At 31.6% G+C, this 15,065-nt stretch carries 13 protein-coding genes; 11 read left to right on the top strand and 2 right to left on the bottom strand.

The window, feature by feature from the left end; genetic code table 11:
- Positions 1-69: 69 nt before the first annotated feature.
- The 3 genes from PW5551_RS04425 (at position 70) to thrS (ending at position 4,013) form a co-directional block, all read left to right on the top strand.
- Positions 70-939 (top strand): DegV family protein, encoded by an 870-nt coding sequence (locus tag PW5551_RS04425; protein WP_113074584.1) that lies wholly within the window; start codon positions 70-72, stop codon positions 937-939.
- A 63-nt stretch (positions 940-1,002) separates the two neighbouring features.
- Positions 1,003-2,073 carry a peptide chain release factor 1 gene (gene prfA, locus PW5551_RS04420; protein ID WP_199562191.1) on the top strand — a complete coding sequence of 357 codons (1,071 nt, stop codon included), beginning with the start codon at positions 1,003-1,005 and terminating at the stop codon, positions 2,071-2,073.
- Positions 2,074-2,087: 14 nt separating this feature from the next.
- A complete protein-coding gene (thrS, locus tag PW5551_RS04415; protein ID WP_113074583.1) occupies positions 2,088-4,013 on the top strand; it encodes a threonine--tRNA ligase in 1,926 nt (641 codons plus the stop codon).
- A 10-nt stretch (positions 4,014-4,023) separates the two neighbouring features.
- Here the strand turns inward: thrS and PW5551_RS10660 are convergent, their stop codons facing one another.
- Positions 4,024-4,158 carry a hypothetical protein gene (locus PW5551_RS10660; protein ID WP_255420117.1) on the bottom strand — a complete coding sequence of 45 codons (135 nt, stop codon included), beginning with the start codon at positions 4,156-4,158 and terminating at the stop codon, positions 4,024-4,026.
- A 35-nt stretch (positions 4,159-4,193) separates the two neighbouring features.
- Complete coding sequence (gene iadA / locus PW5551_RS04410; protein WP_113074582.1) at positions 4,194-5,336, bottom strand: beta-aspartyl-peptidase; 1,143 nt, start codon at positions 5,334-5,336, stop codon at positions 4,194-4,196.
- 428 nt (positions 5,337-5,764) lie between these two features.
- Between iadA and PW5551_RS04405 the strand changes: the two genes are divergently transcribed.
- From PW5551_RS04405 to PW5551_RS04370, 8 genes are all read left to right on the top strand, one after another.
- Positions 5,765-7,153, top strand: coding sequence for an ATP-binding protein (locus PW5551_RS04405; protein WP_113074581.1), 1,389 nt, complete (start codon positions 5,765-5,767; stop codon positions 7,151-7,153).
- 421 nt (positions 7,154-7,574) lie between these two features.
- Positions 7,575-8,597: a LacI family DNA-binding transcriptional regulator gene (locus tag PW5551_RS04400; protein ID WP_113074580.1), complete on the top strand. Its 1,023-nt coding sequence runs from the start codon at positions 7,575-7,577 to the stop codon at positions 8,595-8,597.
- A 17-nt stretch (positions 8,598-8,614) separates the two neighbouring features.
- Positions 8,615-9,598, top strand: coding sequence for a galactose-1-phosphate uridylyltransferase (galT, locus tag PW5551_RS04395; RefSeq protein WP_113074579.1), 984 nt, complete (start codon positions 8,615-8,617; stop codon positions 9,596-9,598).
- Between the two features lie 31 nt (positions 9,599-9,629).
- Complete coding sequence (locus PW5551_RS04390) at positions 9,630-10,790, top strand: galactokinase (protein ID WP_113074578.1); 1,161 nt, start codon at positions 9,630-9,632, stop codon at positions 10,788-10,790.
- 155 nt (positions 10,791-10,945) lie between these two features.
- Positions 10,946-12,178 (top strand): ABC transporter substrate-binding protein, encoded by a 1,233-nt coding sequence (locus PW5551_RS04385; protein ID WP_158526135.1) that lies wholly within the window; start codon positions 10,946-10,948, stop codon positions 12,176-12,178.
- Positions 12,179-12,287: 109 nt separating this feature from the next.
- A complete protein-coding gene (locus PW5551_RS04380; RefSeq protein WP_113074576.1) occupies positions 12,288-13,157 on the top strand; it encodes a carbohydrate ABC transporter permease in 870 nt (289 codons plus the stop codon).
- Entirely contained in the window at positions 13,154-13,960 is an 807-nt protein-coding gene (locus PW5551_RS04375; RefSeq protein WP_113074575.1) for a carbohydrate ABC transporter permease, read from the top strand. The genes PW5551_RS04380 and PW5551_RS04375 overlap by 4 nt, the downstream gene beginning before the upstream one ends.
- Before the next feature lie 45 nt (positions 13,961-14,005).
- A complete protein-coding gene (locus PW5551_RS04370) occupies positions 14,006-15,025 on the top strand; it encodes a glycoside hydrolase family 43 protein (protein ID WP_199562187.1) in 1,020 nt (339 codons plus the stop codon).
- The last annotated feature ends 40 nt before the right edge of the window (positions 15,026-15,065 follow it).

The raw sequence follows: 15,065 nt of genomic DNA, 5'->3' as shown, positions 1-15,065 counted from the left end.
AAAGTTTTAAAATTTGAAAGAATTTTAATGATTAGAAAATCTATAAAATTAAAGAAATGAGGAGAAAAAATGGGGAAAATTGGTATAATAGCAGATTCCGGAGGTTACCTGCCTTCAGAAGTATTGGAAAAATATGATGTTTCTTTGGTTCCTTTTTACATAACCTTGGATGGTGAAAATTACTTAGTTCAGGGTAAAGACATTACAGATAAAGAGCTCTACAAAAAAATGAAAGATGATCCTAATTTACTTCCTAAAACTTCAGCACCCAATCCAGAAGATTGGTATAATAATATTTTGTCCAAGTATGAAAAAGGGCACAAAAATATATTAATAACAACTATATCAAGCAAATTATCATCGAGTTTTAGCAATGCTAATGTAGCAAAGGAATCTTTTGAAAAAAAGTACCCTGATTGTAAGATTAAAATAATAGATACCAAAACCTGTTCCGGAGGTCAAGCAGCTTTGGAAAACAAAATATATGAAATTATTGAAAAAGGAAAAAATACAATAGAACAATTGTATGAGATATCTAAAGGATTAATTGAAAAAACTCATACTATATTTACGGTTAAGTCCTTAAAATATATGAGTGCAGGAGGAAGAATAGGGGGAGCTGCCAAATTTCTGGGTATGATGCTAAGAGTTAATCCTATCAGTGAATTCATAGAAGGAGAAGTTAAGCCAATAAAGTTAGCTAGATCTAGAAAAAAAGCTCTAGAGGGAATGGCTGATATTGTTGTGACAAGAATTTCGAATCTAAGTAATTTAATTTTTCATACTCGAAATGCTTTATTTGACGAAGATGAAAATTACTTTGTAAATCTACTAAAAGAAAAGTTGAATGGTAAAGTAGAGATACAGTCTGGTCCTTTAGAATCAGTAATTGGAGTTCATGGAGGTCCGGGAACCATTGGGATCGGATTTGTAGAATAAAATTTCAAAATATAACGAAATTAATTTTTTGGGAAGGAGGAAAGGTGTTTTTACACCAAACCTTTGAACATATTAGATTTTAAAGAGGAAGTTAAGAAAAAAATAGAAGAATTGGAAAAACAATTAAGTGATCCAGAGGTAACCAATGATGTAGAACAACTGAAAAAACTAGGTCAAGATCATTCTCGTTTATCGGAATTAGATGGTCTATTTAGTAGTTATGAAGAAGTGTTAGAAGATAAGAAAACCTTGAAAGAAATGTATGACGATGGAGAGATTTCTGAGGAAGAATATCAATCTATGCTAAGTGAGATAGAAAAAAAAGAAGGGAAGATAGAAAAACGGATTTTGGAAGGTTTAGTTACACAAGATAAATACGATGAAAGAAATATAATAATGGAAATAAGGGCAGGAACAGGCGGGGACGAAGCAAGTCTTTTTGCTTCAGAATTGATGAGAATGTATCTCCGTTATGCCGAAAGAAAGGGTTGGAAGTATGAAACACTAGATCTTAACGAAAACGAACTAGGGGGAATAAAAACCGCTATAATAAAAATAAAAGGAAAAGATGTTTACAGGAGATTTAAATATGAAAGCGGAGTACACAGGGTGCAACGCGTGCCTCAAACAGAATCTTCTGGAAGAATACATACATCAACCGCAACAGTGGCTGTTCTGCCAGAAGCTACAGATATAGATGTTCAAATTAACGAAAATGATTTAAGGATAGATACTTACAGAGCAAGTGGTGCAGGAGGTCAATACGTAAATAAAACGGATTCGGCAGTTAGAATAACTCATCTTCCAACAGGGATAGTGGTTACTTGTCAAAATGAAAGGTCTCAGCACCAAAACAAAGAGAAAGCATTAAACATATTACGAACTAAGCTTTTTGAAATAAAATTGAATGAGCAACAATCTCAACTTATTCAAGAAAGAAAATCTCAAATAGGTAGCGGGGATAGAAGCGAAAAAATCAGAACTTATAATTTCCCACAAAACAGAATTACAGATCACAGAATTCATTATACAACTCATAGAATAAATGAATTACTTGATGGTGACTTAGATGAAATTATAGATAAACTTATAGAAAGAGATTTAAAAGCAAAACTTGAAAGTTTAACGATATAATCAGAGGTGATTAAATGGTTAAAATAACTTTTCCTGATAATTCGGTTAAAGAATTCGAAAAGGGAGTAACACCGGCGGATATAGCAAAAAGTATATCTGAGGGGTTATTTAGGAACTCTATTGCTGCAGAAATAAATGGTGAGTTAAAGGATTTAAATACTTCTATTACCGAAGATTCTACCATTAAACTGATAACTTTAGGTGATGAAATAGCTCCTAAAATATATAGGCATACAATGGCTCACATTATGGCTCAAGCAGTGGTAATAATCTTTGGAAAAGATAAAGTGAAATTGGCTATAGGACCAGTTATAGAAGATGGATTTTACTATGATTTTGATATTGAAGGATACAGTCTCTCAGAAGAAGATTTTTCAAAAATAGAAGAAGAAATGAAAAAAATTATAAAAGAAGATATCTCTATAACAAGAAAAGAACTTTCCAAAGAAGAGGCTAAAGAATTATTTAAGGATCAACCGTACAAAGTTGAATTGATTGAGGAACTTCCAGGGAATAAAGTTTCCGTTTATTACCAAGGAGATTTCTTTGATCTATGTAGGGGTCCTCATCTTCCTTCAACTGGATACGTTAAATATTTTAAACTTCTTTCAGTTTCGGGGGCATATTGGCGAGGAAATGAAAATAATAAGATGCTTCAAAGGATATATGCAACGGCTTTTTCAAAAAAGAAAGACTTAGAAGATTATCTAACTATGTTGGAAGAAGCAAAAAAAAGAGATCATAGAAAACTAGGTCCTAAATTAGATTTATTTATGTTGCAATCCGAAATGGCGCCAGGTATGCCTTTCTTTTTACCAAATGGTAAGATTATACTGAACGAATTAATGTCTTTTTCACGAGAGATTCACAAGAAATATGGATACGAAGAGGTTGAAACTCCACAAATAATGAACATTAAATTATGGCATCAATCTGGTCACTGGGATCATTATCAAGAGAACATGTTCTTTACAGAAAAAGAAGATATGCCTATGGCTGTAAAACCTATGAATTGTCCTGGCCATATCTTAATATATAAGAATAAGTTTATAAGTTACAGAGATCTTCCGATAAGAATGTTTGAATTCGGTAAAGTTCACAGGTATGAAAGAAGTGGAGTTTTACATGGATTATTTAGAGTAAGAGCTTTCACACAAGATGATGCCCATATTTTCTGTACTCAATCACAAATAGAAGAAGAAATAATAAAAGTCATACAACTCACAAATGAGATATATTCAACGTTTGATTTTAAATACGAGGCAATATTGAGTACAATGCCTGAAGATCACATGGGAGATTTGGAAAGCTGGGAAAGAGCCACAAACGCCTTAAAACTAGCTTTGGAAAAATCTAACATTAAATATCGGATTGATGAGGGAGAAGGAGCTTTCTATGGTCCCAAGATTGATTTTAATCTAACTGATTCATTAGGAAGAAAATGGCAGTGTACCACTATTCAACTTGATTTTCAAATGCCAGAAAGGTTTGACCTGGTTTATGCAGATGAAAATGACGAACAAAAAAGACCTGTAATGATTCATAGGGCTATTTTGGGTTCTCTAGAAAGGTTTTTTGGTATATTAGTAGAAAATTTTGCTGGAGAATTTCCAACTTGGCTATCTCCAACGCAAATTTCCATAATTCCTGTTTCTGAAAAGTACAATGAAGAAGCAAAGAAGTTTGCTCAAGAACTTGACAAAGAAAATATTAGAGTTTATGTAAATGACTCTGATTCAACTGTTGGTTACAAAATACGAAGCGAACAGATGAAAAAGATACCTTACATGATAGTTTTTGGGGAAAAGGAAGTAAGTGGTGATACCATAAATGTAAGAACCAGAGATGGGAAAACAGTGGAAAATATTTCAAGAAAAGATTTTATAGCCACTATCAAAAAAGAGATAAAAAACAAAAATTTAAAATTGAGTTATTCATAACAGTAAATAACTAAATTTCTATTTCTGATCCCGTTCCTATCTCTATAAAATTGCCTTTGAAATTTGCTTTGAATAAATTTCTCGCTAAATCACCACTACAATGAGTTGGAGCTACTTTTGTGGCTCCACACTTTTTTATTTTCATTATAACTTCTTCAATATTAGATTTTGAAAAATCTTTTAGAAAATGGTTATTAGAAGTTTCCCTTTTGCCATGACTTTTTCAATATTCAAAGTGTCTTTTTGTAATAACACCAAATCTGCATCGAAGCCTTCTTTTATTTGCCCTTTGTTTTCTAATTTAAGAAAATTAGCAGGATTAGAAGTAATGACTTTTAAGGCCTCTTCTAATGGGATATTTTCTTGAATCACGCAATCTCTTACCTCTTCAAAAAGCGTACATACATCTGCTACATCCAATTTTAAGAAATTACCTTTTTCATCAAACTTTGGTAGACTTCCTTGACCATCAGAAGAAAAAGAAATATTATCTATATTTACCCCTTCGTCCAATAAAGTTTTCAAGGCTTTAGAAGGTTTTGAAAAATCATCTTTGCTTCTCTTTTCAGAACTACTAGTTGTAAAATCCACTCTCCCTCCTAAGTCAATAAATTCTTTGCATACCTGAATAGATTCTTTACCTTTGTTCATATGAGTTGGCAAGAACTGGGTAATAGGCAAATCTGAGTTCTTAACCACTTCTATTAAAGGGTCTACAAAATTTTTGCCTCTTCCAACATGAACATTGACAATACCAGCTTTTTTCGACAAAATACCTCCAACTCTTGCATCCGAAGTTAATCTTGTCAACTCTTCTATCGTAGGTTGAGAACCTCGATGATCTGAAATAGCTATTTCTCCAACACCTATGATTTCTTCAATAAAAACTATATCGTCTATAATTCTTTTGGTAAAAGTCTTCAAAGGCAAATGATAAGAACCAGTATATGCGTAACAACTAATTCCTTCTACATTTAATGATTTAGCCTTAGCTATTAAGTTCTCCATACTTCTTGTTGCATTATCTGTTCCTAATACACCTACCAACGTAGTTATTCCGCCTTTTACTATTTGAGAAAGGGTAATTTCTGGAGTTCTGGTATTGTATCCCCCTTCTCCACCTCCACCAACAATATGTACGTGAGAATCGATAAAACCAGGAACTAATAGATAACCCTCTCCATCAACTATATCTACCTGTAAATTTGTATCTAATTTTATATTTTCTTGAATGTATAAAATCTTTCCTCCACCTATTAAGACATCTTTCTTTCCTTCATAAGAAGGAGAGTAAACTTCTGCATCTTTTATTAATGTTAACAATTTTTTCACCACCTATCTATTTTCTGACCACAATAATATACTCTGTTTTCAGTTTTCTGGAAATCCTCGCTTATATCTCTCAGATTGGATACCATATAACCGTTTTCGCTTTTTCTGGTGCGACCTTTCTAACATCACTCGAATAAATTTCATCATTCAGGGACTTATCTGAAAATATCCAACAAATATGCCCATATCGCATCATATTTTTATTATAGCATAATTTTTAAAGTCAACTTTTTAATATAGTTTGTTTATTGTTTTCTATGTTTGTTCTGTGAGTTTTTCTGTAAGATTAGAGTGTAGATTTTTGTCTAATCAATTCGACAAAACCGTGCGTTTTTGTCAAATACCTTAGATAAAAACCTTCACTTTATGATATAATTAATTCGTAGTAGGGAAATTTTGGATTAGAGGTGGGATTATAAATGGACTTTGAGGACTTGCACATCATGAATCCTTGGTGGAGAGATAAGATGACCATATACCAGGATAGAAATATAATCAATTATGAAAAAAGTAATTTCAAATATTATCCAGAGAAACTTTTTTCAAATATTCCTGTTGATAAATTCGGTATATATACTATAAGGGGTCCGAGACAGGTGGGAAAAACTACTTTTATTAAATTATTTATTAGGAAGTTAATCGAAGATAATATTGACCCCCTACGTATATTATTTTTTACATGCGATATGATCAAAGATAAGTCGGAACTGGCTGACATAATAAAAATTTATTTACAATCCTTCAATATTTCAAAAAACGAAAGAACTTACATATTTATAGACGAAATAACAATGGTTAATAATTGGCAGAGTGCGATTAAGTATTTGGTAGATATAGGCTTAATAGTTAATGCAGTGGTTATCTTAACAGGTTCATCTGCTTATGACTTGAAAGTATCAAGCGAAAGAATGCCAGGAAGAAGAGGCGTGGGTAAAGATCTAGTGTTTTTACCTTTAACGTTCAACGAATATCTAAAAGCAAGGGGAATAGAGATAGATTCATTAAATCTAAGAGAAATTGTTTCGCTTGGCGAAGAAGATATCAAAGGTTTAAATTTTCGATATTCTTTTTTACAAGAATATTTTTTAAAATATATCAATTTTGGCGGATTTCCAAAAGTAATAGATGAATATATGATCGAAGGTAAAATTACAGAACAAACTAAAAACATATATCGCGATTTTATTCTAGGCGATGCTGAAAAATATATGAATTCAAGAGGAATTATAATTGAAATATTTAAAAAACTTCCTGGAATAATTGGTCAGAGATTTTCCTGGCGTTCAATCTTAAACGATTTAAGTGAATCGATAAAATCTGTTGACACAATTCAAAAATATTTTGAATATTTAGCATATAGTTTTATTATCTCAACGATTTATTTTATAGATCCTTCAACAAAAACTATCAAGTTTAAGAAGCAAAAAAAAGTTTATCCTTTAGATCAAGTAATTTGCACTTTGATTACTGAAACAAGTGGTAAAGAGATAAAAATGTCACAAAGGATAGAACAAATAACCTTGCGGCATCTATTAAATTTAAACAAACTGAGTACTTATGCTTTAAATTTATACAACGGACCATATTTTTGGTATTCAGATAGGGGTAATGAAATAGATTTTGTAATAGAAGAAAATGAGGGATTATTTCCAATAGAAGTAAAATTTCAAAACAATATCACTAAAAGTGATTATTTTAGTATGAAAAAAGTTTTTGGTAAAGGTGTATTGATAACAAAAAACACACTAGCAAAAGAAGAAAATATCGTAATAATGCCGGCGTGGTTATTTTTTGCTCTTTTAATTTGACAGAAAAATAGGGCTTGATAATGTTGTTAAAGGCGGGCAAGAGGGTGTATAATCTCAAAAAAAGAAAGATTCGATAGCTAAAGCCGAGGACTTTTGTAGATCTTTGGACTAATCTTTTGATGTTGAAATGATATTATGATAAACGTTTGATTTGTCTTTTTTGATGTCTAGATTGGGGTGATGAGTTTTATAGAGAATCGTTGAGGGAGATTCAGTACCCTCAATGCCGTAGCCACAAAGACCTTCAATCAAACTCACCCTTTTTCTTATTAATAAGAGTGAAAGCAAAGCGTTATTTTCTAAAAATATTCTTTGATAAATAGGAAAATTATAAAAAACATTTTGTTTTTTATTTTTTTTGGTGTAAAATTAGTTTGATACCGTTAACGTTAACATAATTAGATTAGTGAGGTGATTAAAAATAAGCCGAAGTAGCTTTGTTACTATAAAAGATATTGCTAAAAAAGCTGGTGTATCTCCCAATACAGTATCCCGGGCTTTGAATGATAAACCTGATATAAACGAGAACACGAAGAAGAAAATAGAAAAAATAGCCCAAGAAATGGGATATGTTAGAAATGTATATGCAACTATGCTTAAATCAAGTGTTACTCATACCATTGGAGTTATAATGCCTGATAGCTCTAACCCATTTTTTTCAGAAGTTTTTAAAGGCATTGATAAAGCTGCGCAGGAAAGAGATTATCAAATAATAATAATGAACTCTGAAGGAGTTTATGAAAACGAAGAAAAATTCATTAAAACGCTTTTAGAAAGAAGAGTAGATGGAATACTGCTTTTTCCAATGCAAGAAAGTTATGAAGATATTAGAGAACTCATTAAAGAACATTTCCCTATGGTTTTAGTAGGAAGGGAAATTTATGAATGGAATGTTGATGAAATCTTTAGTGATGAAGTAAAAGGTGGGTATATAGCTACCAAACATTTAATTGAAAAAGGGCGAACAAAGATAAAGATGATTACCGATCAATTGTATAATTCTGCCTCTTTTGGAAGGTTGGAAGGTTTTAAAAAAGCTTTAAAAGAAAAAGGAATATCTTTTTCAGAAAACGATGTAAAACTGTGTCATCATGTTCATGAAGGATACCATGTTCAAGCGGGATATGATAAAACTATGGAAATGCTTCAAAAAAAAGAAAAATTTGATGGAATCTTTTGTTATAACGATCTAATAGCCTATGGGGCTATTAAAGCTTTAAAAGAAAAAAAGGTAAAAATTCCTCAAGAAGTTTCGATAGTTGGATACGATGACATAAGATTTTCTAGATTAATAGAACCAGAATTAACAACCGTAAAAGTACATAAATTTGAAATGGGATATCAAGCGTTCCAAATGATTTATAAAAGGATAAAAAATAAAAACAGAGTCAATTCCTCAACAAGAAAAGTTTTGGATGTGGAATTAGTAGTGAGAAATTCTTAGAAAAGGAGAGAAAAATAATGCCTGAATTAAGATGGAATCCTTTATTAAAAACTTGGACAATGGTTGCTGATAATAGGCAAAACAGGCCCCATCTTCCAGAAGATTGGTGTCCTTTTTGTCCAGGCCCCGGGAAAAAAGTTCCCGAAAACTACGAAGTTTATACATATGATAATGATTTTCCTGCCTTGAAATTGGATCCTGATGAACCAAATATAAAAGGAACGGATTTATACAAAGTAGCTAAAAATTATGGAAAATGTGAAGTAATATTATATTCTCCCGATCACAACGTTACTCTTCCACAACTATCCATTGAACATATATATAAACTTGTCAATTTGTGGGTAGAACGGTTTGTAGAATTATCAAAAGACAAAAACATCAAATATATCTTTCCTTTTGAAAATAGGGGAAAAGAAGTTGGAGTAACCATGTTTCACCCCCACGGGCAACTCTATGCTTATTCTTGGATTCCCTTGAAATTAAAAGTAGAACTAGATAGTTGCAAAGAATATTACGAAGAAAAAAATAATTGTCTAATTTGTGATATGAACAAAGAAGAAAAAAAATTTGAAAAAAGAATACTTTTTGAAAATGATTCTTTCCTTGTTTATCTTCCTTTTTTTACAGATTACCCGTATGGCGCTTTTATCGTTAGTAAGTCTCACAAAGGCAACCTTTCACAGTTTACGGATAAAGAAAAATGGGATTTAGCAGAAAGTTTAAAGTTATTAACAGGTGGATTTGATGCTCTTTTTGATAAACCATTTCCATATATGATGAACATACATCAAAATCCTGTGAATTCACAAGAATATAAAGATTCTGACAAATATTTTCACTTTCATATAGAATTCTATCCTCCTCTTAGAGATAAAAACAAAATAAAATGGTACGCGTCTAGTGAAATGGGAGCTTGGGCTGCAGCTAATACCTTAGCAGTCGAAGAAACAGCAGTTACTTTAAAAAAAGCTATAGAAAAATACAAAAAATCCTTATAAATATCTTAACTAATAAGAGAGGTAAGAAGAAATGAATCTAAGAAATTCTTTTATTGAAACTTATGGAGAAGTAGAAAAACCAATATATAGTTTTTTTTCACCAGGTAGAGTAAATTTAATAGGAGAGCATATCGATTATAATGGTGGTTATGTTTTACCAGTTGCTATTAATTTAGGCATATATGGAGTAATGTCTCTTAGGGATGATAAGATAATTAGATTAAAATCTATGGACTTTTCTAACGAAGTTATAATTGATTTGGAAAAAGAAATAAAATACGAAGCCAAAGACGGTTGGGGGAACTATGCTAAAGGTGTAATGAAGTTTCTAAAAGAAGATGGATATTCTTTGAAAGGTTGTAATATATTGATTAAAGGGAATCTTCCCAACGGTGCAGGCCTCTCATCTTCCGCTGCTTTAGAAGTGTTAATTGCCTATATGCTTTTATACCCAATTTTGCAACCAGAAAGTATAAATAAAAAATATATTGCTCTATTAGGGCAAAGAGTCGAAAACAAATTTATAGGTGTAAATTCAGGAATAATGGATCAATTCGTTGTAGCCAATTCGAAAAAAGATCATGCTTTACTTTTAGATACACAAAATCTATCTTATGAAAATATCCCATGTTACTTAAATGGGTACATTTTGATTGTTATGAATACAAATAAAAGAAGAGAATTAGCCTCTTCAGAGTATAATAAAAGAAGAAAAGAATGTGAGAATGCCTTAGAAACAATAAATAAAGCAAAAAATAACAAGGTTAGTAATTTATGTCAATGTACACTCGATGACCTTAAATATTTGAAAGATGAGATAGAAATAAAAAGAGCAAGGCATGTAATTACTGAAAATCAAAGGGTGATTAAAGCTGTTGAATTACTAAAAAAGGACGATATAAAAGGTTTTGCAAAATTATTAATCCAATCACATGACTCACTAAAATATGATTATGAAGTAACTGGTTTGGAACTGGATACCATCGTCGAAGAGTCATTAAAAACACAGGGTTGTGTAGGGGCAAGAATGACAGGCGCAGGTTTTGGCGGATGTGCGATAGCCGTAGTTGAAAAAAATAAAGTCGAATCATTCATACAAAATGTCTCTGCTGCTTATTTTAATAAAACCAATATAAAAGCTTCTTTTTATACTACATCAATTGAAAGTGGAGTAAGAATTTTAGAAAATTAAGAAAAACCAAGTTAATCATAAATATTTGCTCTTAATCAAACCTAAACTTCCCTAATCGTTCATAAAAAAGTTTTGCAAATAACGTTAACTTTGTTATAATGTTTTTGGTATCGTTAACGGTATCGGTATCAATAATATATAAGGAGGCAGAAAAAATGAAGAAGTTAAGTAGATTTTTTTTGGTATGTTTCATAGTTATTCTGACAACTGTTGGATTTTCGAAAGCTACTGAAATAACTTTTTGGACTCTTTTTAGTGGTGGGGAAGGACACATTATAACTGGGCTTGTCAATCAATTTAACAAAGAGCAGAATGAAATTTTTGTTAATCAACAACCTCTTGATTGGGGCGAGTATTATAACAAGTTACTAGCTTCAATGGTTGGCGGTAATCCCCCTGATCTAGCCATAATGCATAGATCATCTTTAGTAGATTACGTAGAAAGAGGAGCATTATTACCGATAGATAAATATGTTTCTAATAGCTTAAAAGTTGATTATTTTGATAATATTCTTCAAGCGGCTACTTTTAATTCTCAACTATATGCATTACCCTTAGATGCACATCCTTTAGTTTTATATTATAATAAAAGTGTACTTCGCGAAGCTGGTTTAGTAGACAGTAATGGTCAAATATTACTTCCTAAAACATTCGAGGAATTCTATAATTTCTGTAAACAAATTAAGCAAAAGACTGGAAAATATGGTGTGGCTATAGAAGATTTGAACGGTTTAGGTGAGAGATTATGGCTAACTTTGTATAGAAATTTTGGTGGAAAACTAGAAGACGAAAATGGTAATTTCATGATTGATAAGAACATTGCAGAAAAAACTTATGCAGAAATACTCAAATTCTATAAAGAAGATTTAACGACTTACGTAGATTATGAAACAGCTAGAGCGCTATTTATAACTGGGCAAGCTGGTTTTACTTTTGACGGCGTCTGGGCAATGGCTGCATTCGAAGATATGGGGGTTTTAGAAGAAATTGGCGTTATGCCTGTTCCGCCTTTCTCTTTTACTGACACACCATATGTTTGGGGAGATTCTCATACGTTAATTATACCAAAAGCTCCTAAAATAAATGAAGAGAAAGTAAAAGCAGCTGTTACTTTTGCAGAATGGCTAGTAAATCGCTCATATGAATGGGCTAAAGCTGGACATCTTCCTGTTGTAAAAAGTGTTGCAGAGTCAACAGAATTTTTAAGTTTGCCACTAAGAGAAAATTTCATAGTTTCGTCTGAAAGGGCGTTTGTACCTGAAGTTAGGGGATGGAAAGAAATACAAGACAAACTATTGGAACTTTGTCAAGGTGTAGTTTTAGGTGCACTTACGCCCGAAAAAGCTGCAGATGATCTTGTTAATACAGTTAAACAAGTAGCGAAATAAGATTTATTATCTCATTATCGCACATCCCACGATATTTCGTGGGATGTTTCTCTAACTTATTATTTATTTAGAGGAGTATCTTAAAAATCATTGAGAGGAGACTTTAAAAATGAAAAAAAGAACTCTTAGTGGGTATCTTTTTTATATTCCCTTCGGTTTTTTATACATTTTATTTTTAATTTATCCACTTATACAAGGGTTTAGAATGTCATTTTATGAATGGGATCTATTTAGTGAACCTACCTTTATAGGATTAGCTAATTTCACAAAAATGTTCAATGATCCCACTTTTTGGGAAACTTTATGGCACACGCTCTACTTTGTTATATTAACTGTGCCTATTTTAGTAATTTTAGGTTTTTTAATAGCACTTTTATTAAACTCTAAAATATATTTTCAAAAATTATTTAGAGTATTGTTTTTTTTCCCTTATATTTTATCCATTACAATTGTATGTAGCATATGGGTATTTATGTATCAACCCAATTTTGGAATTATATCTAAAATATTTCAAGCTGTGGGTATTAACTATAGAGGCTGGTTAACAAATCCTACTACTGCCATGCCTGCTATCGCTTTAACTACTATTTGGTGGACTCTGGGCTTTAATGTAATTCTCTATTTAGCAGGATTACAAGAGATTTCTCCTTCTATATATGAAGCGGCTACAATAGATGGTGCTAATTCATTTCAAAAAACTTTTTTTATCGCAGTTCCCCTTTTAAAGAGGACTCATTCATTAGTTTTAGTTCTTCAAACAATTGCCTCTTTGCAAATATTCGGTCAAGTTTATATTATGACTGGAGGAGGGCCGAATGGCAAAACGAGAGTTTTAATTCAGTATATTTATGATCAAGGATTCAGATACTTTAGAATGGGATATGCTCAAGCAATGGCTTTATTCTTTTTTGTTATCATGTTCATAGTTAGTATTGTACAATTTAGGTTAACTCTTGGAACAGGTGGTGAAAAAAGTTGAAAAAATCAAAGCTATTAACCTTTGTAGCAATTTTGATTATATTTATATACATATTTCCTATCTTTTGGATGGTTATTTCTTCTTTTAAGACTGATTTAGAAGTAATTACCCAAAAATTTTTCCCTTCAAAAATAAATTTTAACAATTATAAATATATTTTGGAACAATCAGGGGTCTTAAGATGGTTTTTTAATAGTACTTTAATCTCGTTAATTTCAACTTTTGGTGTGGTAATTATTACGATTTTTGCCTCTTACTCATTAGGAAGGTTAAACTTTCGAGGAAATAAATTTTTATTTTATTTCACGTTAGCAGGAATTATGATACCTCTCCAAGCCATTATGATACCTAGATATTTGCTTTTAAGGGACTTAAATTTATTAAATTCCTATTGGGGCTTAATAATTCCATATATGATAAATCCTATGTTTGTTTTGATTGTATCTCAATTTTTCAAAGGCATCCCCAATGAGTTTGAAGAAGCGGCTCGGATTGATGGAGCTGGTGAATTGTATATTCTGTTTCGAATAATGGTCCCATTAGCTAAGCCTTCTTTAGTTGCTATATCCGTTTTCAGTTTTGTAAGTACATGGAACGATTTTTTATGGCCTTTAATAGTTATGACTGATCAAAAAATGTACACTTTACCAGTCGGTTTGGCAACTTTTTATGGTTCATATTCTATGAAATATGGTATTACGATGGCAGGAAATGTAATTGCAGCTCTTCCTATTTTTATATTCTTCATGATCTTCCAAGAACAACTCATACAAGGATTAAATGTAGGAGGACTGAAAGAGTAAGAATTAAAAATATACAATGTGTACTGTAGACAGAGGTGAAGCAGATTGAAAACTCTTTTTTTAATTATTTTAAGTTTATTTTCGTTGTTTATTTACGGTAATAATCATATTGGCACTGATTCATATCCTGATTCTACCTACACTAATCCTTTAAAAGTTTTTGTAGCTGATCCTTATGTATTGAAAGTAGAAGACACTTACTATCTTTATGGTACATCAGTTGCAAATATGGGATTTAAAGTATGGGAATCAAACGATTTGGTCAATTGGGAGGAAAAAGGTTTTGCTTTTAGTAAGTTTGAAGAAGGAAATGAATGGGGACAAGGTGATTTTTGGGCACCAGAAGTTGTTAGCTATAAAAATAAATATTATATGATATATAGTGCTCGAGCTTCTGACGGGCACTTAAAAATAGCCCTTGCTGAAAGTTCATCTCCGATAGGACCTTTTTTAAACATTAAAGCTCCTTTATTTGATAAGGGTTTTTCAAATATCGATGGACATATTTTTATCGATTCAGATGGAACTCCATATTTATTTTACGTTAGAGATTGCTCAGAAAATATTATTGATGGAAAGCATATAAGTCAGATCTATGTTCAAAAAATGTCCAAAGATCTTTTAACTTTAGAGGGAGATCCTATTTTAGTTGTTGAACCTTCTCAAGATTGGGAAGGAATTGGAGAAGATTGGCAATGGAATGAAGGTCCTTTCGTTATAAAAGAAAATGGAATCTATTATCTACTATATTCAGCTAATTATTTTGCTTCTCCAGAATACGCAATAGGATATGCTACGGCTGACAACCCAATGGGACCGTGGATCAAAAGCGAAGATAATCCGATTCTTTCAAAAGATTTATCATTAGGTGTTTCTGGTCCTGGACACTGTTCAGTTACTAATTCACCTGATAGCAGCGAACTTTTTATAGTTTATCACTCACATGCTTTTCCAAAATCTCCGAGTGGAATCAGAGTGCTTAATATCGATAGAATTTATTTTAATGAAAATGGAGAATTAAGAATAAAAGGACCTACAAGGACTCCTCAACCTTTTCCATATTGAAATTTATTCTTATGAAAATATCTAATAATAAGAAAGGAGA

This window comes from Petrotoga sp. 9PW.55.5.1 (genome assembly GCF_003265365.1).
In the GTDB taxonomy this organism is placed as follows: domain Bacteria; phylum Thermotogota; class Thermotogae; order Petrotogales; family Petrotogaceae; genus Petrotoga.
This window is presented reverse-complemented; position numbering and strand designations above follow the sequence as displayed.